Source organism: Frankia sp. Allo2, assembly GCF_000733325.1.
Taxonomy (GTDB): Bacteria; Actinomycetota; Actinomycetes; order Frankiales; family Frankiaceae; genus Frankia; species Frankia casuarinae.
Window position 1 is genome coordinate 38,577 of the sequence record NZ_JPHT01000007.1, and the last position, 21,296, is coordinate 59,872.

Below are 21,296 nucleotides of genomic sequence, written 5' to 3' on the forward strand. Positions count from 1 at the left end.
GCAAGAACGGCCAGGTGTCCGCGCGGATCGACATCAGTGGAGTCCACGGACGTGGTGTACATCGCGTGGCGGCCGAGTTTTGGGGAGCCAGTCACGCTTCAGGGACCGCAGACCGGACTCTGCTCCCCCAAATTCGCCGACCTGGCGCGCCGAGCCGAGTTGCTCCCCGAGCCGGACAAGTCCTTCGCCGCCAAAAAGTCCACCGGACCCCGTAAAACCTTGCGATCCCGCGTAACCCCGTGAACGTACGAAACCCCTGCTAGGGCTGGGTTTCCCGCCTGTCGGCGCGGAACTGATCAATCACTACGGTGAACTGGCCGTTAACCGTGACATCGGTAATGCCGGAGAACAAGGCGCCGGTTCCCGGCAGCGCCACGACCGTACGGACACAGACGACGAACGACGCGCCCGGCTCCAGGGTTGCCGCGCCGTCTCCGGGATCCCCCGCACCACAGTCGGCGCCCTCGGGAGCGAACCGGACCTGTGGCGCGCCGGGGACGCCCTGGTCGGCGAGGGCGAGCTGCGCGGCGAGCCGCGCCCGGTCCATGCCCTGCGTCTCACTGTCCGCGGTGGCGAACGCCCGCCCGGCCTCCCGGGCGGCCTGGGTCACCCCGAACGCCGCGCGCTGCACCGCGAAGACGCACAGGAACAGGTAGACGAACGGGATGAGCAGCACGACGGACAATCCAACGAATTCGATCATCGCCGAACCGTCGTCGGCCCTGGTCGCCCGGCCTTCCTGTCCGGGCCCGACAACGCGGCCTATGCGACCGACGCGGCGCACGAAAGCCACACAACCTGNCCTGATCATCATGATCGCCCGCGGCAGGGAGTGCAGGATCGCCCGCGCGACCCGATCTCCCGCCACGCCACCCCTCGTCACGGCAGTTCCTTGAGCGCATGGCCCTTCACCGTGATCGTGATGCCGTCGCCCAGTGGGACCAGGACGAGCGGCACGGCAACCCGGCAGGTGACCTCCGCGAGCGGCGTGCCACCCGGCCCATCGACCTGCGCCCCGGTGCAGACGGCGTCGGACCGTCCCGGGATGGTCCGCGCGATGAGGGCCTGGGCGTAGGGACCGCCCTCGCTCGCCGGTACGCCGAGGTTGGCCGCGTGCCTGGCTCCCTCCGCGGCGTCCGCCGCGAGCGTGTTGCGGATGTGCAGCACCAGGCCGACCTGGATGATCCCCAGGATCAGGAAGAGCAACAACGTCCCCACCAGGATGAACTCGACGACGGCCGATCCGCCGTCAGCCGCGTCAGCCGCGTCCGAGGCGTCCGAGGCGTCCGAGGCGTCCGAGGCGTCCTCGACGCCGTCCTCGACCGCGTCCGGTCGGTGCCCGGTTCCCCTGGGGCCGCCGTCGATCCCGTCCGGCCCCGCGGCGGCCGCGAGCTCAGCCNCCACCGCCGATACCCGACACCGAGTTGATGGCCGAGGTGAACAGGTTCTGCAGGGCGGGCGTCGCCAGGGTGGCGATCGCGACCACCAGCGCCGCCGTCATGACGGTTATCATGACCCAGCCGGGGACGTCCCCCCGGTCGCGATCATGGCGGCTGCCCGATGCGACGGCTGACCGCCAGGCCCGCCATCTCGCTTTCACGGCCTGCCCTGTTCGTCCCATGTCTCCTCCTTCAGGCTGGCTGATCCGACCTCGCCGGACGGACGCGTCCACCCCGCGGGCGGCCACCTGCGCGCCCCCGGACACTCACTGCGCGATCACGGTGAAACTCACCAGGGCCGGGTAGAAGGCAAAAATCACGGTCGTCGGCAGGACGAGGAACACGACCGGGATCATCATCGCGATCTCCTTGCGGCCACCGGCCTCCAGCAGCTGCCGCTTGCCCGCCTCACGCGCGTCGACGGCCNGCGCGCGCAGGATGTCCGCCAGCGGCGTCCCCCGTTCGATCGCGACCGCCATCCCGTCGACGAACCGCACTAGGGGCGCCAACGCCGTACGCGCCGCGATGCCCTCCAACGCCTGCACGAGGGTGGCCCCGGCGCGGGCGTCGGCCAGCGCAAGCCGCAGCTCGCGCCCAAGCTCGCCGTGGGTCAACCGGCTGACCCGCTCCAGCGCCCCGATGGCCGACTCCCCCGCGGTCACCGCGAGCGCCAGCAGCTCCGCGATCGTCGGGAACTCCAGCAGCATCCGGTCCTCGCGTTCGGAGATCGCCCGCGACAGCCAGTAGTCCCGGGCCACCACCCCACCGGCCGTGCCAGCGACGATCAAGGCGACACTGACCAGGGCCGGCGGGCCGACGCCGAGCAGCGCGCGCAGCGCCAGCAGGAAGGCGCCGATCAGCGCCCCGCTGGCCGCGCAGATGACCTGCTGGACGCGGAACTCCTCGATGCTGGTCCGTCCGCCGGCCTGGGTCAGCCGGCGTTGCAGGGCGGCCCGGCCCCCCAGGAAACGGTCGAGTCGACCGGCGGCGTCCGCGAGTAACGGGCGCGCGAGCGCCTCGACCGCGGCGAGGCCCGGCCGCGGCACCCCCCGCGGCCGGTCGTCGAGCAGCCTCGAGGGTGTGGGGGTGTCCCGCAGGTAGGGATCGATTCGGTCAGCGAGGTGGATGCGCCGGGCCCGGGGGGAGCGGTAAACGATGATGACCAGGCCCAGCCCGACGAGGAACCCGATCAGCGCACCGCTGGCGACCGTGGTCACAATCCCGCCNCCCGGCCGGCTGCCGCTCCCCCGCGCAGCACCCGGCCCTCCTCCGGCAACCGGCCGATCCGCTTCATGAGCAGGTAGGCGAGGGCCGACACGGCGCCGCCCACCACGAGCACCAGGACCCCGGTCGGGCTGTCGTAGGCCCGCACGTTCTGCCCCCGGGTGGCCAGCAGGAGCAGCACGATCCAGGGGGCGGCGAGCGCGAGTCGGGCGGCGTTCACCGTCCAACTCTGCCGCGTCTCAAGCTCGGCGCGGGTGCGGGCGTCCTCCCGCAGGAAGGTGGACAGCGTGCGCAACAGCCGGCCGAGGTCGGTCCCGCCGACCTCCCGGGCCATCCGCAGCGACTCGATGATGCGGTCGGCCACCGGATCGGCGAGCTCGTCGGCGAGGCGGTCCAGGCAGGCCGAGAACGACCCGGTGGCGCTGTAGTCCTCGCCGAACCGGGTGAAGGCCGGTCGCAGCTGCACCGGCCCCCGCACCCCCACCGCGGCCAGGCCCTCGGGCAGCGACATCCCGGCCCGCACCGCGCTGGACAGGTTGTCGACGACGTCCGGCCACAGCTCCCGCAGATCATGCCTGCGGGCATGCCGCCGACGGACCACGAGAGCTCGGGGCAGCAGACTCGCAAACACGACGAAGGCGCCGGCCAGCGACACGGTCTCGGTGAATGCCAGGACGACCAGGCCGACCAACAGGCCCAGACCCAGGCTAATCATGACGAACTGGCGCGGGGTCACGCCGCGGATGCCCGCCTGGGCGAGCAGGTCGCTCGTCGACCGTTCCCAGCGCGCCGTCGCCGACCAGGCCGGGAACCGCGGCCGGCCGCTGGTGACGATAAGGAACAGACCCAGACCGAACAGCAGGCCGAGGAAGATGCCCATCAGCGCTCCGCGGCGATCTCGGGCCAGCCCCCGCCGGGCCGATGATGATGGTAATCATGGTCGCTCTGGGCCAGCAGGGCGGGCAGGTCGTAGCCGGCGCGGGCGAACCGTTCGGGATGTGGCGGGAAGCCGTCGGCGCGGACCAGTCCGTCCGCGCGCGAGCGGTAGATCTGGGCAATCTCGATGACATCCCCCTCCGTCCGGCCGGGCAGCGCGACGACCTCGGTGACGCGGCGCCGGCCCGAGACGTCCTTCTCCAGATGGACGACGAGGTCCACGCTGGCGGCGACGGTGGGCACCACGAAGGCATGGCTGACGTTCTCGCCGGCGAGCAGGGGCAGGGTGCACAGCTTCGTCACGGCCTCGCGAGCCGAGTTCGCGTGCAGGCTGCACATACCGGGCAGCCCGGAGTTGAGCGCGATCAGCAGGTCGAGCGCCTCCTCTTGGCGAACCTCGCCGACCAGGAGCCGGTCCGGGCGCATCCGCAGGGCCTCCTTGACCAGCCGGCGCAGCCGGATTTCCCCGCTGCCCTCCAGGTTGGCCTGCCGGGTCTGCATCGCCACCCAGTCGGCGGCCCGCAGCTTCAGCTCGAACACCTCCTCGCAGCTGATCACCCGTTCCCGGGCCGGGATGGCCGAGCCGAGACAGTTGAGCATGGTCGTCTTGCCGGCCTGGGTGCCGCCCGCAACGATGATGTTGAGGCNGGCGACGACCGCGGCGTCCAGAAAGGCGGCCGCTGCCAGCGTGATCGTCCCAAGACCGACCAGTTCGTCCAGGCTCGACGCGGACAGCACAAACTTACGGATGTTGATCGACCAGTGCACCCGGGTGACATCGGGGATGACCACGTGCAGCCGGGAACCATCCGGAAGCATGGCGTCGACGAACGGGGTCGAGAGGTCCACCCGCCGGCCCGAGGACTTCAGCATCCGCTCGACGAGGTCCTGGACCTGATCGGCGGTCAGAATGGTCGTCGTCAGCTCGCTGCGACCGGCCCGGGCGACGAATACCCGGCCCGGCTCGTTGATCCAGACCTCCTCCACAGTCGGGTCGTCGAGGTGGCGTTGCAGCGGCCCGAACCCGGCAACCGCGTCATAGACCAGCCGGGCGGTGACGTCCCGGTCGACGACCGGGGGAAGGTCGCTGACGAGAGCCCGTTCCTCATAGTCGGCGAGCACCTCGTGAACGAGCTGACGCACCTGCGCCGGGTCCCGCACGGGATCGAGAGAACGCCGCCGGACAAGCTCTCTGACCTCGTCCTCCACGAACGATGTCGCGTCCAGCCAACTGCCGCGTGCCACCGCCACGAAAACCGCTGCTCCTCCGACTTTCGTCTCTTCCCGCCCCAACAATTGCCACGAAGCGTAGAAAGAAGGTCACTGGTAAGCAACCCCCGACGTCGGGGGCAGACGCAACAACGTTCGCACAACCCCCACCGAGGGTGTGGAGCGGGTAGGACTCAGGTAGGCCACAGCCCGTACAGGGTCCCACCTTGACCACCAAGACTGCTACTCTCCGCAGTCAAAAAGCGGCCGCGGACCGGACATTCATCCTCGCTCTGCGCGCATATCGACTGCACCGACGGTGCACCAACCGCCCCGGAAACGCCCGCGCGATTTCTCCCTCGAAACGACGCCGAGGCGATAGCCTTTCGGCGGTCCCTAACCCGAACATCCCTGTAGTCGATATCGCATCGCTGGGTCGACAGGCGGANCCCCCCCNCCCCGCCGGTCTCATCCAGCGTCCCACCAACGCCTGCCTCGGGGGTCCCTTCCGTGTCCGGTCAGCCAACAACCAGCGCGGTCGTCAGCCGCTCGCGAGAACCTCATTCGGCCACCAGGGCGGCGTTGCCCCCGACGCATCCCCGGCACGATCCCCCGGGGGGGAAAGGGGCATCACGATGAGTGGCGCCCGGGATCCCCGATCGTCAGACATGTTCGACACGACCGCTTGGAAAATGTTCTGGCGGATTGTCGAAAACTGCCCGGTCGCGGTATTCGCCACCGATACGGCAGGCCGGTATCTCTTTGTGAACCGGCTGTGGTCCGAGTTGACCGGCGTTACCCGCGACGAGGCGGTCGGACGGGGATGGCAACGCATTGTCCATCCCGGCGACGTAGCGAACGTCGGCAGCCGATGGCGGCACCTCGTCACGCACGGCGACGGGTTTTCGATCCAGGTCCGGTTGATCCGACCGGGCGAACCACCCTGCGACGCGGTCATGCAGACGGTGGTGACCTCGGCAGGGGACGGTAGACGACGGATCGTCGGCACCCTCACCGTGCCGTCGGCCAGTGCGTTCGAGAACGCCGCCGGGCCGGTGACGGGTGTGCCGATGAAGGGTGNGCCAGTGTCCTCGCCGCGGGTCCAGGGGCGTCGCTCCCCGATCGGCCCATCGTCCGCGGACCAGCCCGATACCGACGACGTCGCTGTCCGGGAACGAGCCGAACCCGACGTCGCCTCCCGCGAACCGGCGCCTCACGAAGCGGCCGATCTCGAACACCTTGACGACGAGCAGGCCGAACTCGACCGCCTTCACCGTCGCGAGGCGGCTTTCGAACTCGCAGCTCTCGATCCCGACCTCCTCGACGGACACCTGCTCGGTCATGATCTCCTCGGCCTCCAGGCCCTCGCCGCCGATGGGGTGCCCGCGGGCGATCTCGACAGGTTCGGCGTGTTCGACGGACCGGACCCGTTCGACGGACCGGACCCGTTCGACGGACCGGACCCCTGTGATCTGCCGGACCAGTCCGATCGGGGCGATCGGGGCTGGGAATGGTCTGTTCCGCTTCCCCGCCGGCCGGTTCCCGGCGAACCGACGCCAGGCCGGGCGACATCCCGTGAATCCACCGAGGATCGGCCCACGGTCGGGTTTCCCCGCGGGACGCTCCCGCCTGGAGCGGAGTGGCGCGCGGCCGTGGCCCTGCATCGCAGCGAGAACGACGACCTGCGTCCCTTCGGACGCGCCAGGGGCTCGAACCACACCTGTGGCTGCCTGTTCTCCGAGGCCCGACGGATCGAGGAGGCATGCCGGGACCGGGAACGCTGGCTGACGACCCTGCTCGCCGAACTGACGACCGCCGTGCTCATCGCCGACCGGGACGGGCGTGTGGTGGCGGTGAACCAGGTGTACTGCGATCTGTTCGATCTGGCGGACCTGCCCGTCGACCTGGTCGGAACGGACTGCCGGCTGCAGCTGCGTCCCCGGCCCGGGCTGGTGGACGATCCATCCGGATTCGCGACGCGCCTGGACATCCTGCTCCGCCGACGGCGGACGCTACGCCGGGAGACGGTGATGTTCGCCGACGGACGGGTGTTCGAGCGTAGCCACATCCCGCTGACCGCGGCCGACGGCTACCGCGGCCATGTCTGGCTCTACTGCGACGTCACCGACCGCCGGATCCTGGAGGCTGAGATCGAGGGACTCATCTCCGGACTGTGACCGAGCGGGGTGGAGGGCGGTCCGGTCAGTAGACGCCGCCGTAGTGCCGGGCCTGCAGATCCTGGGCCTGGCCGACCCAATCGTCGGAGACGATGCGGTCACCGAAGCCATCCAGCCGGTGAGCGAGCCGCTCGACGTCGGTATCACCCATTTCGGCCAGCTGGCTGAAGGTTGTGATGCCCAACGCCCGCAGCCGGGCCTCGATCACCGGGCCCACGCCGACAATCTCCTTGAGGTTGTCGCCGCCCGACCGCACGGGATCGAGGAGACCGTTCCACCGCGGCGCGGGTTCCAGCACGACCCGGCTACCCGTGCCCGGCTGGCCGCTGGCCCCGTTCGTTCCACCGGTGCTCCTGCCACCGGTGCTCTTCACGCCGCCGCCACTCCCCTGACCACTCGACGGCGGTCCGCCCAGGGCCGGTGGCCGGTTCTTCGTGGCAACGCCGCTCGCCTGGACCGTCGCCCCCGAGACGTTCGGCTCGGGCGACAGGGCCAGGCCGTGCGCGGGCAGCGCGCTCTTCGACGGCCCCGCGTCGTTCGGGGTGACCGCGAGGTTCGACGGGACCACGCCGCCCGCGGCAGCAACCCCGACCGCCTCGGCAGTGGGGGCGGCCTCGGCAGTGGGGGCGGCCTCGGCAGTGGGGGCGGCCTCGGGATGCTCGGCACCGGCTTCCTCGTCGGAGGAGGCCTGGCCCAGAAGCGCCTCGGATTTCGCGATCCGCCCCAGCAGACTGAGCCGTTCGGCCGCCCATTCGGCCTGGTGCCGATCCAGCCGGGTGGTCATGGTGGCCACCTGGCGTTGCGCGTCCTCCGCCTCCGTACGGGCCATGGCCAGCCGGGAGGAGAACTTGGCCGCCCGGCCCTCGGCCTCGACGAGCTGTCTGCGCAGCAGCTCGGCCTCATGGGCGAGCTGCGCAGCCGAGGGGCCGACGGGATCACCGCCCGCCCCCGGAGAGCCCGCCGGCACCGGGCCGGCGGCACCCGAACCGGCGGCACCCGAACCGGCGGCACCCGAACCGGCCGGGAGGGCCTGGGCCGCGCCGGGTGTCACGGCGTACGCCCGGGCCCGCAGCGCCGTTTCGATCTCCTCGACCCGGGCGCCTGCGATCACAGCATGGCGCTCCGCCTCGGCGATTCGCCGTTCGGACTCCGCGGCACGCTGTTCGGCGACAGCGAGCCGGGCAGTTAGATCCGCCTTCTCCAGGGCGACGTCGTCACGCTGCCGGCGCAACCGGGCGATCAGCTCGGCGGCCTGCCCTGTGCCCGTGCCGCGGGCGCCCGAATCGGGGACACCCGTGTCGGCGTCGCCGGTGCCCGCCGGCCCGGCGTTTACCCGGTTCACGTCGTTCGCGGCTGCCGCCCGATCGGCCGACGGGACCGCGCCGGGGCGGGATTCGTCGAGGTCCGGTCCGGTGCCGGCCGGTGTCTCCCCCGATCCCGCCCGATTTCGCGCGGCGTCGGCGTCGGCGTTGCGGGCCTGCCGGCGCAGCGGCGCGATCAGGAAGACCCATGCCAGCGCCGCACCAATGAGCATCGCCACCAGCACGTACGCCAGGATCTGCCCGGCGAGGTACAGCATGGGCTGCCAGCCTCCTTACCGCGGTGGGTCGGTCGAGATCACACCTGCCAGCGGGGGTGACATCTCGGTACGAAGGTTGTGGAAAGTGGAGCCCCCTCGGCGCCATCCAGGTGGTGACCCGGTCGCCGCCGCAAGGCTCCCCAGCATTATTCGCAACGCCCGACATCGGCCGCACCCGGGGAGGTTCAACCGTTGGCCACGTCGATCTCCCTGGGTGGGAAATCACCGTTCACGGACGTCAGACGACGAACAGCACCCCAGGGAGGAGCCTGGAAAGACAACCACGAGGGCCGCCCGTCGGGAACATTTCACGCCAGCTGGTCACCAGTCCAGACAGCATGCCCCAACGAGCCGTCAACGTGCGTGGTCTCCTCCCCCGTGCGGGGGTGACCTCCACCGCGCGGGGGTCACCCCCGCGCACTCAACATCCGCGTCTCCGCCGGGGTCAGAGAAGATCGGGAAGCTCCTGAGGCGCGAACCACAGCAGTTCGAAGCCCTCGACGCTGTCCACGGTGAAGGCGGCGTCATCCCCACCGAGATCGGCCTCGACGATGCACTTCGCCGCCGCCGCGACCGCCGCGACGACCTCCTCGTCGTCTCCGTCGTCGACATGGATGGCCTGCGCGGCCGACCACGGCACCGGGAAGTCCACCTCGACGGCACCCCGCTCAAGATCGTCGCGTACCCGCACCTCGCCGTCCGCGACATCGGCCACGAAGACCACGCGCCGGCGCGGCGCGGACGGGTCGGCGTCCAGCAGTCGCAGGCTCGCCCGGCCGGCGTCGTGCAGCGCCGCGTACTCCAACTCCTCCTCGGACTCCGACTGGGCGTACCACTCACGCGTCGCGGGGGTGACCGCGAATCCGGTGCCTGGGGGGATGCGCGCGGATTCCCAGACCGATCGGGCGACGGCCAGCGTGGACGGGAGATAGATGCGCACCCGCTCAGTGTGCAACCAACCGGGGCGAGCCGGCCACGAGGACCCGGTCAGCCACGTGAACCCAGTCAGCCACGAGAACCCAGTCAGCCACGAGAACCCGGTCAGCCAGCCAGGCCGAGCCCGAGCCGGCCCCCCCTCGCCTCGGCGTCGTCGGTGGCCCCGTCGTCGGTGGCCCCGGCCACGCCGGAACGGGCGGAACGGGCGGCGACATGCAGGGCCTCGCCCGTCGTACGCAGCGCCGTCTCGAACACCTGGGCCCGCCGGGTCAGATCCATCACGTTTCCGCCGATGACCTCGAGGTCCTCCGGACCTGGGCAGAGCACCGTCACCCGGGTGCCCGCCGCCTCCACCATCTCGACCTCCCGCATCAGCCGGCGGGTGGCGGCCCGGCGGACCTGGCGTTCGACCCGGGCCACCGTGCCACGGGGTCGGTCGAGTTGGAACGAGCAGGCCGGGGCGAGCACCAGGATCTCCGCGAGGCCCGCGTCGGCAAGAAGATCGACTGATGCGGGCGATCGGGTTCCGCCGTCGACGAACCGCTGGCCGTCCACCGTGACCGGGGCGTACCAGCCGGGAATGGCACACGACGCCATCACCGCCTCGGACAAGGTCGCCCGAGGCGCATCGGCCACGCCGAACAGCACGCGCTCACCGGTGTCGAAGTTCATGGCCACCACCCGCAGCGCGGGCCTGGTCGGCCATTCGGTCGGATCGAGGCCCTTGCGGTCCATCGCCGCGGTCACCAGATCGCCGACCGCGGAGATCTTCCCACGGCCCTGTGGAAGCATCGCCGCCAGCGTGACCATCGGCGAGGACCGCCGGGGGTGCCGGGCGCTGGCCGTCAGCAGCCTCGGTGAGCCCATGCGCATCCGGGGGCGCGGGGGTAGGGAGGCACCGAGGTCGCGGTAGTCAAGAACGGGATCACCCGCCTCGTAGATCCCCCGCTCGGAATTGGCCATCACGTCGATGCCGATCCCCAGACCGAGCAGGGCCGCGACCACCGAGCCGGCGGACGTGCCGACCACCAGGTCGGCTCCGCTCAGGTCGCGGCCGGTCGCGGTCTCGACCGCCCGCATCGCGCCGATCATCCAGGCGGAGCCGAGCACTCCACCGGCCCCCAGGACCAGACCTCTGCGTGGGGCCCGTTTCCTGGTCATAGTCCACCTCCCGGCGCGGCGACCGGGAAGGGAGACGCATCGCGCTGGGATGCCCGCCGCCCGGCATGCTCGCTGCCATGTGGGCCGCCCGGTCGCACCTGGGCCGGGCCGCCCACGAACGGCGTGCCCGCCGCGTCGGGACGGCCGGGGATGGGCCAGTAGCAGTCCACGGTCCGCGTTGACCGTACCTTGCTGCTCTCGGCGCTCGAAGCGCCCGGGCAGTCCACCGGACTACTCCGGCGGCTCCTCGCTACTCTCTTCGGGGAAACTGGTCTCCAGCACTCCCCAGGTCCGCAGCCGCTCGGCGAACTCCTGGGGGGTCGTGTCGTGGAGCAGGGCGAGCGCACGCNCGTCGCCATCCCGGATGGACAGCACGCGGCCGGCGTAGTCGTCCCGTTGGCGCTGGATCTGGGCGACCCACCGACGAACGAGAGCAGAGGAGTCCGGCGGAGCCTCGCTCAGCTTCTCCAGGTTGAGCACCGTACGTGGGCGACGCTCCCGCGGCGGCAGCTGATCCTCGTTGGGCAACAGCGCCGAGACCGGGACTCCGTAGAATCCCGCGAGTTCGGAGAGCTGATGCACGCTGATCATGCGGTCACCGCGCTCATAGGAACCAACGGCAGCGGTCTTCCACCGCCCCCGCGACTTCTGCTCCACTCCCTGCAGCGACAGACCCTGCTGTATCCGAATCGCCCGCAACCGGGCGCCCACGGCCTTCGCGTACTCTCGGCTCACCCGACACACCCCCAGCCGTCTCGAACGAGCATCACGTACCTCTCGTCGCGCCCATAGGAGATCAAGGTACGACTCGTGTGGCGCTGGCGAGGCATGCTCCCACTAACGTAACGTTGCCGAAAGAGACCGCTCACAGATACATATACGATGCTACGTTGCGCGACTTTCTTGTGCGACTTCTCTCGCATCTCAGACTCTATGAATTAAGAAAGTTACTCTATGTAGTAAATCTTATAAGATCGAAAGCTATCAGCAAGATCCCTCTCACGACTTGACCGAAGTCCCTCCACATAGCGATGCCCCTAAATTGCTCGCCGTAACCGCTCCCACTACGCCGGGATGATGGTGCGAATACTTTATGTCACGGTTACGCCAAGGGCGTAACCGTGAGTTGCCGACACCGCGCGAGCGATCAGCCGAACGGCAGCAGGCCCAGCGGCAGGCCCAGCAGGGGATGCGGCTCTGGCTCGTACGTCGGGACGGCCCACCCGCCCACCAAGATCACCGGGCCTGGCGCCGCAGGCTCCCCCGCCGACGGCGGGGAGCCGCCGGGCGGCCAAGCAGCCGGCCAGCCAGCTCCCTGATCGCCAGCCGGGCCGGGGAGGTCGGAGCGATGTCACGCAGGAGCTGTCCGGCCACCTGGGCGGCGTCCAGCCCGGCGAGGTCGTAGGGCACCAGGGCCACCGGCTCGGTCCCGGTGTGGCGCAGAATCGCCCGACTGACCTCGCGGGCCGGGTCCGCGCCCACAACCGAGGCGCGCAGCCGGTTCACCACGACAAGCGGGTCGACGGCGGGGACGGTCTCCCGCAGGTCGGACAGTCCCCGCACGAACCGGACCAGACCGACCGGTTCGGCGGACGCCACCGCCAGCACGACGTCGGCCGCGCCCAGCACGGCTAGCGTCGCTCCGTTACGCCGGGGCGCGGAGGTGTCGAACGACAGTTCCTCGTCCGTCTCCAGGCAGAACCCGCAGTCCACGACGACGAAGGACGCCAGACGCCGGGCCATCGACAGCACGGTCTCAACGGATGCCGGGCGTAGCTCGGGCCACCGCGAGGGGCGGGAGATGCCGGGCAGCACTCGCAGGCCGCCGCCCAGATCCCGGCACAGTACGGCGAGCCGGGGCACGTCCAGCAGCCCCTGGTTGGCCGACCGGGCCGCCGCGGCCAGACCGGGGGCCTCCTCGAGCAGGCCGACGAGCTGCCCGACCGCGCCGCCGTAGGAGTCGGCGTCCACCAGCAGGGTGGAGGTCCCCAGCCCGGCGAGTTCGGCGGCCAGGCACAGCGCGATCGTGGTGCGTCCCGGCGCGCCGGCCGGACCCCATACCGCAATCACCCGGCCCACCCGGCCGTCGCCCGGTTCGATCGGCCCCACACCGTCGGTGACGTCGATGGCCGGGGCGAGCGGCCCGAACCCGACGAGTGGTTCGCTGTACGAACCGGACGCCCAGGTCGCCGGCGCGGCCGCGTTCGTCGCCAGCGCCCGGGATGCCTCGACGACCGCTCCCGCGATGACCTCCGCGGTGGCGTCCGAGGGGATGACCGCGGCCACGCCGAGTTGCCGCAGCCGCCGGTCGCCGTCCTCGTCGCCGGGGGCGGTCAGCCCGACCACCGCGATGCCCGCCATGGCCAGGCGGGTCAGCGCATCCCGGTCGAGCCGGCGCAGGTCCGCGGACAGCAGGGCGGCCCGGGCCGCGCCGGTGGTCGCCGCGGCCAGCAGGTCCGGCAGGTCGACGCAGCGGCGCACCACCGTAACCCCGAGGTCGCGACGATCGAAGGCCGAGACCAGGCCGGCCTCGACCATCGCATCGGTGACAGCGGTGAGGATCGGCAGGCTCACCGGCCGTACCCCGGCACAGTGGTCGGTCCCGTCGAGCCGACCTCACCGCGGGAGTCGCGCTCAAGCTTCACGACGTCGACCCGCTCGCTCTGCGAGGCCGCGACGGCCTGGATGGCGTTGTCCACCGGCACGCGCAGCGTCAGCGAACGGTCCCCGCTGGTCAGCTTCTCGAGGCTGACGAACTCGACGTCGTGCAGGACCAGCGCCTCGGCCCCCGCACCCGCGGGCGCGGCCGGTGTGCTCCGGCCGGCCTGCTGATCGCCCCCGGTAGTGCTCGGCGCTGCGGCGCCGCTCTGGAACACGAAGACGTCCACATGGTCACCCGGTCCGAGGGTCGGCAGCCGCCCGGCCTTCACAATGATCGGCACCAGCCGCGTCGGCTGGGTGTTCTGGCCGGCGAAGTCGGGTCCGCTCACCAGCTCGCCGGTGTCCACCGGCCGCGCCAGGGTGGCGCCGATCAGGTCGTCGAGACGGCTTCCCGGGTAGTAATGACCCGAGGTCCTCTCGTCGAGCCTGGCCGATACCGTGGCGAGATCCCCGGCAACGATGATGTGCCCGGCCGGCAGGTCCACCTTGGCGACCACCCACTGGCGGGTCGCGTCCGCGCTGGCGAACAGCCGCGCCCCGACGACCACCGAGACGAGCACGAGCAACACCCCGACGAGCAGCCGGGAGTCGCGCCACCGTCGGCGGGTCAACCGACGGGCCGGGGGTGATGTCGGTGGCGGGGACGCCTCCGGGCGGGCCGGTGCCGCGGCGAGCTCGGTCACCGGGAGACCTCCCTCTTCTCCTAGCCGGACCATTGGTACATGTTCGCACCTTCCGGTCGCAGAGCGTACGCGGTCGTCGGCCCTGAGCCCAGCCAAACCAGCGAGGAATCGGCTGCGGACCGAACGGGATCCGTCGACATCTGGGCCATGCAGGCGCGGGTGGCGGACCAGTCCAGTACCTGCGAGCACGGGCTTTTGGCGGTATCCGCGTGCACTTATCCACAAGCACACGCATCCGGACGCGATGAGCGGTGGTATCTCTGATACACACATGAGGAGAGACATCCGCCCTCAGAAGGAGGACTTTGATGAACGACCGCTTCCTTCAACTCAGCGATGTGGCGGACATCCTCAACATCTCCTCCAGTCAGACCTACGCGCTTGTCCGCTCGGGCGAGCTCCCCGCCATCAAGATCGGGGGGAGGGGCCAGTGGCGGGTGGAGCGCACCGAGCTGGAGGCGTACATCCAGCGCGCCTATGAACAGACCCGGGCCTTCGTCGCAGCCAATCCGATGAGCCGTAACGAGGCTCCGCCCGAGGACTAGGCACAGTAGGCGCGGCGAGGTCAGTGGATCCGACGAACGTAGGCGATCGCGTCGAGGGGGATGGTCCAGCCGGAGCGGATCTGGCCGCGCCGGGCGAACTCGCCGACGGCGTGTTCGGCCACCTCCAGGAAGTCCGAGCCGACCCGCACCGGCGTCCCGTGCAGGGTCACCCCGTCCACCAGCATGAGCGTGCACGCCGAGCGGTCCCGGACGAGCCCGCGCAGGACGTACCGCAGATCCAGCTTGGCCGCCAGCGGACCCTCATGACCCGGCTGGGCCGAGACCACCGGCAGGTTCTCCACGGCCAGCAGCGACCGCACCGGTACCAGAACCTCCGTCGCGCCGGGCTCGGTGATGAGCAACCAGTCCATCCCGAGGGCCGCCAGGGTGCCGTGCAGGATCTCGGGAGCGCGCTGACCACCCACCACCCGGCAACGTGTCGGGTGTCCGACGACGGGTCGCATCCGATCGATCAACCGCAGGTAGGCAGCCTCCCGTCGGCTGCGGTCCGCGAGCTCGGCGGAGAGCTCGGCGGCCTCGTTCGCCTCCCACTGCAGCTCCAGGTCGGCGAACAGATCCTCCCATCGCATCGATACCCCTTCCCATAAAGGTAGATTTCGCCCACTTCCCCCAGTTGCCCCTCACTCCCTACACAAGCAGGGTTGACAGCGAGATTTCAGGGGTTTACACAAGCAAACATAGGCAAACGAACGAGTTCGACAGCATCCGGCGGACAGGAGCACCCACAATGATCGCGAGGGCGGCTCGACAGACGCTGGCGCGGTTCGCCGGCGCGACCGCGGCCGCAATCACGGCGATCATATTGATCGTTTTCGGCCCCCGGCTGGCCGACCTGCCGGAGAGCGTCGAGGCCGCCCCGGAATGGTTCGCCGCCGCGCCCGAGCAGGCGCTGGCCACGATCATCGGGGGCGTCGCCTGGGTGTGCCTGCTCTGGCTGTGCCTGGGGGTTCTGCTCGGCGCGCTGTCGGCTATCCCCGGCGGAGTCGGCCGGCTCAGCGCGGCGCTGGCCCGCCGGATCGTTCCCCGCACGATCCGGCGGATGCTCGAGATCAGCCTCGGAGTGACACTCGTCACCGGGGTGGCGCCGATCATCGCCGCGGTCCCGGCCTCCGCGGCCACCGGACCTGCGGGGACCGGTGTCAGTGCGGGCGCCACCGCCGCACTGCCCGATCTGGACCGGCCCACCACCGTCGGCCATCCCCCGAACCCGATAGCCGGCTTCCCCGACCTCGATCGCCCCCCGGCCGGCACCTCCGCCGGTCACGCCCCCGCGACACCCCCCGTCTCCTCCACCGGCCCCGTCTCCTCCACCGGCCCCGTCTCCCCTGCCGGCCCCGTCTCCCCTGCCGGCTCCACGTCCTCTCCCGAACCCGGTGCCGGTGCCGTCCCGGCGACCAGCCCCACCCCAACGATCTCGGTTCCCGGTCTCGGTGAGGCGATCCCCGTCGTGGACCTGCACGAGACCACCTCGGCGGCCGGCTCGCCAACGCCGCCCCCAGCCCCGGTTTCCGCCGCCGGCGGAAACCCGGTGCACACCGCCCCTGACCCCGGCGCCCTCACTCGGCTCACCACGGCTCGCACGACCACAGCCGGCTGGCCGGACCTGGACCGACCCGCCACCACCTCCCCGAGCAGCCCGGCCGCGCCCGGCGCGGCCATCACTCCGACACCGTTCAACCCGACATCGTTCAACCCGACATCGTCCGGACCGACATCGTCCAACCCGACATCGTCCGGACCGGCGGCTCCGATCGCATCGGTACCGGCCCGGGATCCGATCGTGCCGCCGGCCCCTCGTGGAACGGGCAGGCCCATGAGCCTCCCGGGTACCGACCGGACCTCTCCCGGCGTCGAGGCGGCGGAAATCGTCGTCCTCCGCGGCGACAGTCTCTGGTCCATCGCGGCCCGTCATCTCGGCCCGAACGCGACGCAGGAGCAGATCGCGGCCGAGTGGCCACGGTGGTGGGCCGCCAACTCCGACCTGATCGGCCACGACCCGAATCTGATCTTCCCCGGCCAACGNCTGAAACCNCCCCCCGGGCCCTGACCCCGCCCACCACTTCCGGAGCCTGCCGTGACCGCCACCTACGCCCTGACCCTGCCCCGGCGTCCAGTTCCGGCCCCCGGAATGCGCCGCCTTCCCATCACCCCCCACGAACCGCCCTATGACGACGAGGCCGGCTCCTCGTCGGCCGGCGCCCCGACCGGCTCGTCGACAAGGCCGCCCCGACCCCGGGTGCGGCCGGCCGGACGCACCACCGCCGATCGTCCAGGCCGGCCCGTGACCGCCCCGGGAGGCGGCGGACGCCGCCGTGGCGGCCCGTCGGGACCCGGCGGGCCGCCACGCGGCCGTGGCGGTGCGGACGGCCAGACCGAGCCCGGTGGCACGACGGTCGATCGGACTCCTCGGCACCTCGCCATGCCCGAGCGCACGGTCACGGGCACAGGCATGGGATCAGCGGCGTCACACGCGGTGCCGGGTCTCGATCCGGTAGCCGGTCCGCGGCCGGGACACCCCGCCGGGAGCCGGACGAACCCACCGCCCCGGGAAACGGCGGTGGTCATCGTCAGAGCGATCGTCGAGACGCTCGGCGGGGNGCGCCCGGCCTCGCATCTCGCCGGATGGACGACGCCCCGCCTGCAGAACGATCTCGAACGCATCGTCGCCCAGACCACGGATCGCAGGCGGGGTCAGGTCCGCAGCGTACGGGTCAGCGAACCGCGCCCCGGAGTCGCCGAGGTCTCGGCGGTCATCAGCCGAGGTGCCCGGGTGGCCGCACTCGCGCTGCGCATGGAGTCGTCCAGCGGACGCTGGCGGGTGACGACCCTGCAGGNGGGTTAGTGCGGCCACCGGTCCCGGAGATGGATCACTCGGTGTTGCGGCGCGCCGGGTCGCCGTGGCAGCGCTTGTACTTGCGGCCCGACCCACACGGGCAGGGCGCATTGCGAGCGGGACGCGTGCCCGCACCGGGCTGCGCCGTGCCGGCCTCGCCGCGGGCGGCGCTGAGCGCACCGTCTCCAGCCGGGCGGCCCAGTCCCGACCTGCCATCCACCGTCGTGACCGGCCCGGATCCACCGTCGACCGACGGCGCGGTGTAGCGCAGGCCACCGGTCGGCCGCCGCGGCTCGAGCCCCTTGACGAAGACCGGCAGCGGTGCGGACGGAACCGGTGAAGGGGGTGGCGGAGTCTGACGGGCCGCCGCGGGGCGAACGGGCTGCGCGTCCGCGACGGGACCGGCGCCGTCCGGAATCGTCGGCACCGCCGGAGCGGGCAGGGTCGCGGCTGCGGCCGGCGGTGCGGGAGCAGCGGACACGGCCGGCTCGACGCCCACCGACGTGGCGGCCTCCTCCTGCCCCGCAACCTGGACCTCGACGTTGAACAGCAGCCGGACGGACTCCTCCTTGATGCCCTCCATCATCGTCTGGAACATGTCGAAACCCTCACGCTGGTACTCGACCAGCGGGTCCCGCTGTCCCATCGCCCGCAGCCCGATGCCCTCCTGCAGGTAGTCCATCTCGTAGAGGTGCTCGCGCCACTTGCGGTCCAAGACCGCGAGGACGACCCGTCGCTCCAGCTCCCGCATGATCGGTTCGCTGTCGGGGCCGTCGCCGAGGTCGAGTTCCCGCCGGTCGTACGCCTCCTGCGCGTCGACCTGGATGTCCTCGAGCAGGTGATCGGCAGTGAGCCCGTCTCGATCATCGACATCGGGTGCCACCACACCGACCGGGTAGAGCTGCCCGAGCGCCGTCCAGAGCGTGTCGAGATCCCACTCCTCCGGGTACCCGTCGGCGGTGGCGCCGCGCACGTATCCCTCGACGGTGTCGTCAACGAAGTGACGCACCTGCTCGTGGANATCGGCACCGCCGAGAACCTTGCGGCGCTCCTCATAGATCACGGTGCGCTGCTTGTTCATGACCTCGTCGTACTTGAGGACGTTCTTGCGGATCTCGAAGTTCTGCCCCTCGACCTGGGTCTGGGCCGACCGGATCGCCCGAGTCACGATCTTCGATTCGATCGGGACGNCCTCGGGGATGTTCAGCCGATCCATGATGCCCTCGACCGCGGCCGCGTTGAACAACCGCATGAGATCGTCACCGAGGGAGAGGTAGAAGCGCGACTCACCGCGGTCGCCCTGCCGGCCGGCCCGGCCACGCAGCTGGTTGTCGATGCGCCGGGACTCGTGCCGCTCGGTGCCGAGCACGTACAGGCCGCCGGCGTCGACGACCTCCTCGTGCTCGGCCTTCACCGACTGCCTGGCCTTCTCCAGGGCCTCCTGCCAGGCCGCCTCATAGTCCTCGGGGGTCTCGATCGGCGAGAGGCCGCGCTGGCGCAGCTCGGCCTGGGCAATGAACTCCGGGTTACCGCCGAGCATGATGTCCGTACCACGACCGGCCATGTTCGTCGCCACCGTGACGGCGCCCTTGCGGCCCGCCTCGGCGATGNTGGCCGCCTCCCGCTCGTGGTGCTTGGCGTTGAGCACCTCGTGCGGCACACCACGCTTGCGAAGCTGCTTCGAGAGGTACTCGGACTTCTCGACGCTGGTGGTGCCGACCAGGACCGGTTGGCCCTTCTCGTGCCGCTCGGCGATGTCCTCCACCACGGCGTCGAACTTCGCNATCTCGGTCTTGTAGACGACGTCCGGCTGGTCGAGCCGGACCATCGGCTTGTTCGTCGGGATGGGGACGACCCCGAGCGAGTAGATCTGGTGGAACTCGGCCGCCTCGGTCATGGCGGTACCGGTCATGCCGGAGAGCTTGTCGTAGAGCCGGAAGTAGTTCTGCAGCGTGATCGTCGCGAGGGTCTGGTTCTCCTGCTTGATCTCGACCTTTTCCTTGGCCTCGATCGCCTGGTGCATTCCCTCGCTGTAGCGACGACCGTGGAGCACGCGGCCGGTGAACTCGTCGACGATGAGAACCTCACCGTCGGTAACGATGTAGTCCTTGTCCCGCTTGTAGAGCTCCTTGGCCTTCAGCGAATTGTTCAGGTAGCCCACGAGCGGGGTATTCACCGATTCGTAGAGGTTCTCGATGCCGAGCTGGTCCTCGACCTTCTCAACCCCGGACTCGGTGATGGCCACCGTCCGCTTGCCCTCTTCGACCTCGTAATCGACATCGCGTTCGAGCAGCGGGGCGATCCGGGCAAACTCCGTGTACCACCTGGTCGGATGATCCGCTGGACCGCTGATGATCAACGGCGTGCGGGCCTCGTCGATGAGGATGGAGTCCACCTCGTCGACGACCGCGAAGTTGTGGCCACGCTGGACGAGCTCCTCCGAACTCCAGGCCATGTTGTCACGGAGGTAGTCGAACCCGAACTCGTTGTTGGTGCCGTAGGTGATGTCGCAGGCGTACTGGGCCCGCCGGACCGGCGGCGGCATCTGCGGATGGATCACCCCCACGGTGAGGCCGAGGAAACGATGGACCCGGCCCATGTTCTCGGCGTCGCGCTGGGCGAGGTAGTCGTTGACGGTGATGACGTGCACACCCTTACCGGCCAGCGCGTTGAGGTAGGTCGGCAGGGTCGAGACCAGCGTCTTGCCCTCACCGGTCTTCATCTCGGCGATGTTGCCGAGATGAAGGGCCGCGCCCCCCATGATCTGCACATCGAAATGCCGCTGGCCCAGCGTGCGCCGCGCCGCCTCGCGCACGGCGGCGAAGGCCTCGGGCAGCAGGTCGTCGAGGGTCTCCTTCCCGTCCGCGAGCCGCTGGCGGAACTCGTCGGTCATGCCTCGCAGTTCACCGTCGGACAGGCCGGTGAAGTCGTCCTCGATCAGGTTCACCTGCTCGGCGATCGCCTTGAGCTTGCGCAGGATCCGGCCCTCGCCGGCACGCAAGATCTTGTCTAGTACCACGGGCGAAACTCCTCCGGCAGGCGCGTCGGCGAGGTCACCGACCCCACGATGCTAGCCCTTCGACAGCCGCCTACAACATCCATCCGCGCGCGGTTCCTCCGGCTGGGACCGGTGAGGAGCGGGCGACGGGAAGGGGTGCCGGCGAGCGAGGCCAGGGGTCGTACGGACGGGAACGACCAGAACGGGATGACAACACGGCGTGCATGGTCCGCCCATGCCACGCCGCACTGTCCAACGACCGGGAGCGCGGATGGGTGCCCTGGATCGGCGGCAACGGTGGCGGCCGGTGCAAGGTTGGAGCATGGCACCTCTCGAACCGGCGGAGATCACGGCGGGCCGTCTGCATCTGCGCCCCTGGCACCCCCGGGACGCCGACGCCGTACACCTGGCCTGCCAGGACCCGGAGATAAGCCGGTGGACGAGAGTCCCGACGCCGTATCTGTACCAACACGCGGTGGACTTTGTCTCACGCCAGTCGCCGCAGAGCTGGGCCAGCGGGACCGGGGCGCTGTTCGCGGTGGTGGATGCCACGACCGAGCAACTCCTTGCCTCGGTCGGACTGACGGATCTCTCCGGCGACGGCGACGCGAAGATTGGTTACTGGTGCGCGGCGCCGGCGCGCGGGCGGGCAGTGACCTCCCAGGCCGTTGCCGCGCTGACCCGCTGGGGTTTCGGAGCTCTGGGGCTGGCCCGGATCGAGTGGCGGGCCGCGGNGGGCAACCNCGCGTCTCGCCGCGTGGCCGAGAAGGCCGGCTTCACCGTGGAGGGCACCCTGCGCCGGGCCCTGCTGCTGGGCGACGGTAACCGGAGGGACTGCTGGGTGGGATCGCTCCTACCGGACGATCCCGCGCCGCGGTGACGCCCCCCCGACCG

19 protein-coding genes are annotated in these 21,296 nt (G+C 70.6%); 5 read left to right on the top strand and 14 right to left on the bottom strand.

The window, feature by feature from the left end:
• Positions 1–259: 259 nt before the first annotated feature.
• The 6 genes from ALLO2_RS07400 to ALLO2_RS07425 form a co-directional block, all read right to left on the bottom strand.
• Positions 260–703, bottom strand: a complete 444-nt coding sequence (locus tag ALLO2_RS07400; RefSeq protein WP_035730816.1) for a hypothetical protein — start codon at positions 701–703, stop codon at positions 260–262.
• Between the two features lie 176 nt (positions 704–879).
• Positions 880–1,365, bottom strand: a complete 486-nt coding sequence (locus ALLO2_RS07405) for a TadE/TadG family type IV pilus assembly protein (protein WP_369808133.1) — start codon at positions 1,363–1,365, stop codon at positions 880–882.
• Between the two features lie 28 nt (positions 1,366–1,393).
• Positions 1,394–1,621, bottom strand: coding sequence for a hypothetical protein (locus tag ALLO2_RS28070; RefSeq protein WP_023839919.1), 228 nt, complete (start codon positions 1,619–1,621; stop codon positions 1,394–1,396).
• A gap of 84 nt (positions 1,622–1,705) precedes the next feature.
• On the bottom strand, positions 1,706–2,656 hold the full coding sequence (locus tag ALLO2_RS07415) for a type II secretion system F family protein (protein WP_035730724.1): 951 nt from the start codon (positions 2,654–2,656) through the stop codon (positions 1,706–1,708).
• Positions 2,653–3,543, bottom strand: a complete 891-nt coding sequence (locus ALLO2_RS07420) for a type II secretion system F family protein (RefSeq protein WP_035730726.1) — start codon at positions 3,541–3,543, stop codon at positions 2,653–2,655. Before ALLO2_RS07420 ends, ALLO2_RS07415 begins: the two co-directional genes overlap by 4 nt.
• Positions 3,543–4,850 (bottom strand): CpaF family protein, encoded by a 1,308-nt coding sequence (locus tag ALLO2_RS07425; RefSeq protein WP_035730729.1) that lies wholly within the window; start codon positions 4,848–4,850, stop codon positions 3,543–3,545. Before ALLO2_RS07425 ends, ALLO2_RS07420 begins: the two co-directional genes overlap by 1 nt.
• A gap of 626 nt (positions 4,851–5,476) precedes the next feature.
• Here ALLO2_RS07425 and ALLO2_RS07430 point away from each other — a divergent pair.
• Positions 5,477–6,985 carry a PAS domain-containing protein gene (locus ALLO2_RS07430; protein ID WP_369808131.1) on the top strand — a complete coding sequence of 503 codons (1,509 nt, stop codon included), beginning with the start codon at positions 5,477–5,479 and terminating at the stop codon, positions 6,983–6,985.
• A gap of 25 nt (positions 6,986–7,010) precedes the next feature.
• Here ALLO2_RS07430 and ALLO2_RS07435 read toward each other — a convergent pair whose 3' ends face one another.
• From ALLO2_RS07435 to ALLO2_RS07460, 6 genes are all read right to left on the bottom strand, one after another.
• Positions 7,011–8,564: a hypothetical protein gene (locus ALLO2_RS07435; RefSeq protein WP_011435230.1), complete on the bottom strand. Its 1,554-nt coding sequence runs from the start codon at positions 8,562–8,564 to the stop codon at positions 7,011–7,013.
• Positions 8,565–9,009: 445 nt separating this feature from the next.
• Positions 9,010–9,504 carry a hypothetical protein gene (locus ALLO2_RS07440; protein WP_023839918.1) on the bottom strand — a complete coding sequence of 165 codons (495 nt, stop codon included), beginning with the start codon at positions 9,502–9,504 and terminating at the stop codon, positions 9,010–9,012.
• Between the two features lie 101 nt (positions 9,505–9,605).
• Positions 9,606–10,661: a patatin-like phospholipase family protein gene (locus ALLO2_RS07445; RefSeq protein WP_011435228.1), complete on the bottom strand. Its 1,056-nt coding sequence runs from the start codon at positions 10,659–10,661 to the stop codon at positions 9,606–9,608.
• A 231-nt stretch (positions 10,662–10,892) separates the two neighbouring features.
• On the bottom strand, positions 10,893–11,396 hold the full coding sequence (locus tag ALLO2_RS07450) for a transcriptional regulator (protein WP_035730733.1): 504 nt from the start codon (positions 11,394–11,396) through the stop codon (positions 10,893–10,895).
• A gap of 501 nt (positions 11,397–11,897) precedes the next feature.
• A complete protein-coding gene (locus ALLO2_RS07455) occupies positions 11,898–13,235 on the bottom strand; it encodes a chromosome partitioning protein (RefSeq protein WP_011435226.1) in 1,338 nt (445 codons plus the stop codon).
• Complete coding sequence (locus tag ALLO2_RS07460) at positions 13,232–14,005, bottom strand: SAF domain-containing protein (protein ID WP_011435225.1); 774 nt, start codon at positions 14,003–14,005, stop codon at positions 13,232–13,234. Before ALLO2_RS07460 ends, ALLO2_RS07455 begins: the two co-directional genes overlap by 4 nt.
• Positions 14,006–14,313: 308 nt before the next feature.
• Here ALLO2_RS07460 and ALLO2_RS07465 point away from each other — a divergent pair, with 308 nt between their 5' ends.
• Positions 14,314–14,550, top strand: coding sequence for a helix-turn-helix domain-containing protein (locus ALLO2_RS07465; protein WP_011435224.1), 237 nt, complete (start codon positions 14,314–14,316; stop codon positions 14,548–14,550).
• Between the two features lie 20 nt (positions 14,551–14,570).
• On the opposite strand, the gene ALLO2_RS07470 is transcribed toward ALLO2_RS07465, so the two are convergent.
• Positions 14,571–15,140: a hypothetical protein gene (locus ALLO2_RS07470; protein ID WP_011435223.1), complete on the bottom strand. Its 570-nt coding sequence runs from the start codon at positions 15,138–15,140 to the stop codon at positions 14,571–14,573.
• Between the two features lie 158 nt (positions 15,141–15,298).
• Between ALLO2_RS07470 and ALLO2_RS27925 the strand changes: the two genes are divergently transcribed.
• Both ALLO2_RS27925 and ALLO2_RS28075 read left to right on the top strand, forming a co-directional pair.
• Complete coding sequence (locus ALLO2_RS27925) at positions 15,299–16,618, top strand: LysM peptidoglycan-binding domain-containing protein (RefSeq protein WP_011435222.1); 1,320 nt, start codon at positions 15,299–15,301, stop codon at positions 16,616–16,618.
• A 402-nt stretch (positions 16,619–17,020) separates the two neighbouring features.
• Positions 17,021–17,413 (top strand): Rv3235 family protein, encoded by a 393-nt coding sequence (locus ALLO2_RS28075; protein ID WP_369808134.1) that lies wholly within the window; start codon positions 17,021–17,023, stop codon positions 17,411–17,413.
• Positions 17,414–17,438: 25 nt separating this feature from the next.
• Here ALLO2_RS28075 and secA read toward each other — a convergent pair whose 3' ends face one another.
• Positions 17,439–20,423: a preprotein translocase subunit SecA gene (gene secA, locus ALLO2_RS07485; protein ID WP_035730737.1), complete on the bottom strand. Its 2,985-nt coding sequence runs from the start codon at positions 20,421–20,423 to the stop codon at positions 17,439–17,441.
• Between the two features lie 301 nt (positions 20,424–20,724).
• Between secA and ALLO2_RS07490 the strand changes: the two genes are divergently transcribed.
• Positions 20,725–21,282: a GNAT family N-acetyltransferase gene (locus ALLO2_RS07490; protein ID WP_035730820.1), complete on the top strand. Its 558-nt coding sequence runs from the start codon at positions 20,725–20,727 to the stop codon at positions 21,280–21,282.
• Positions 21,283–21,296: the final 14 nt, after the last annotated feature.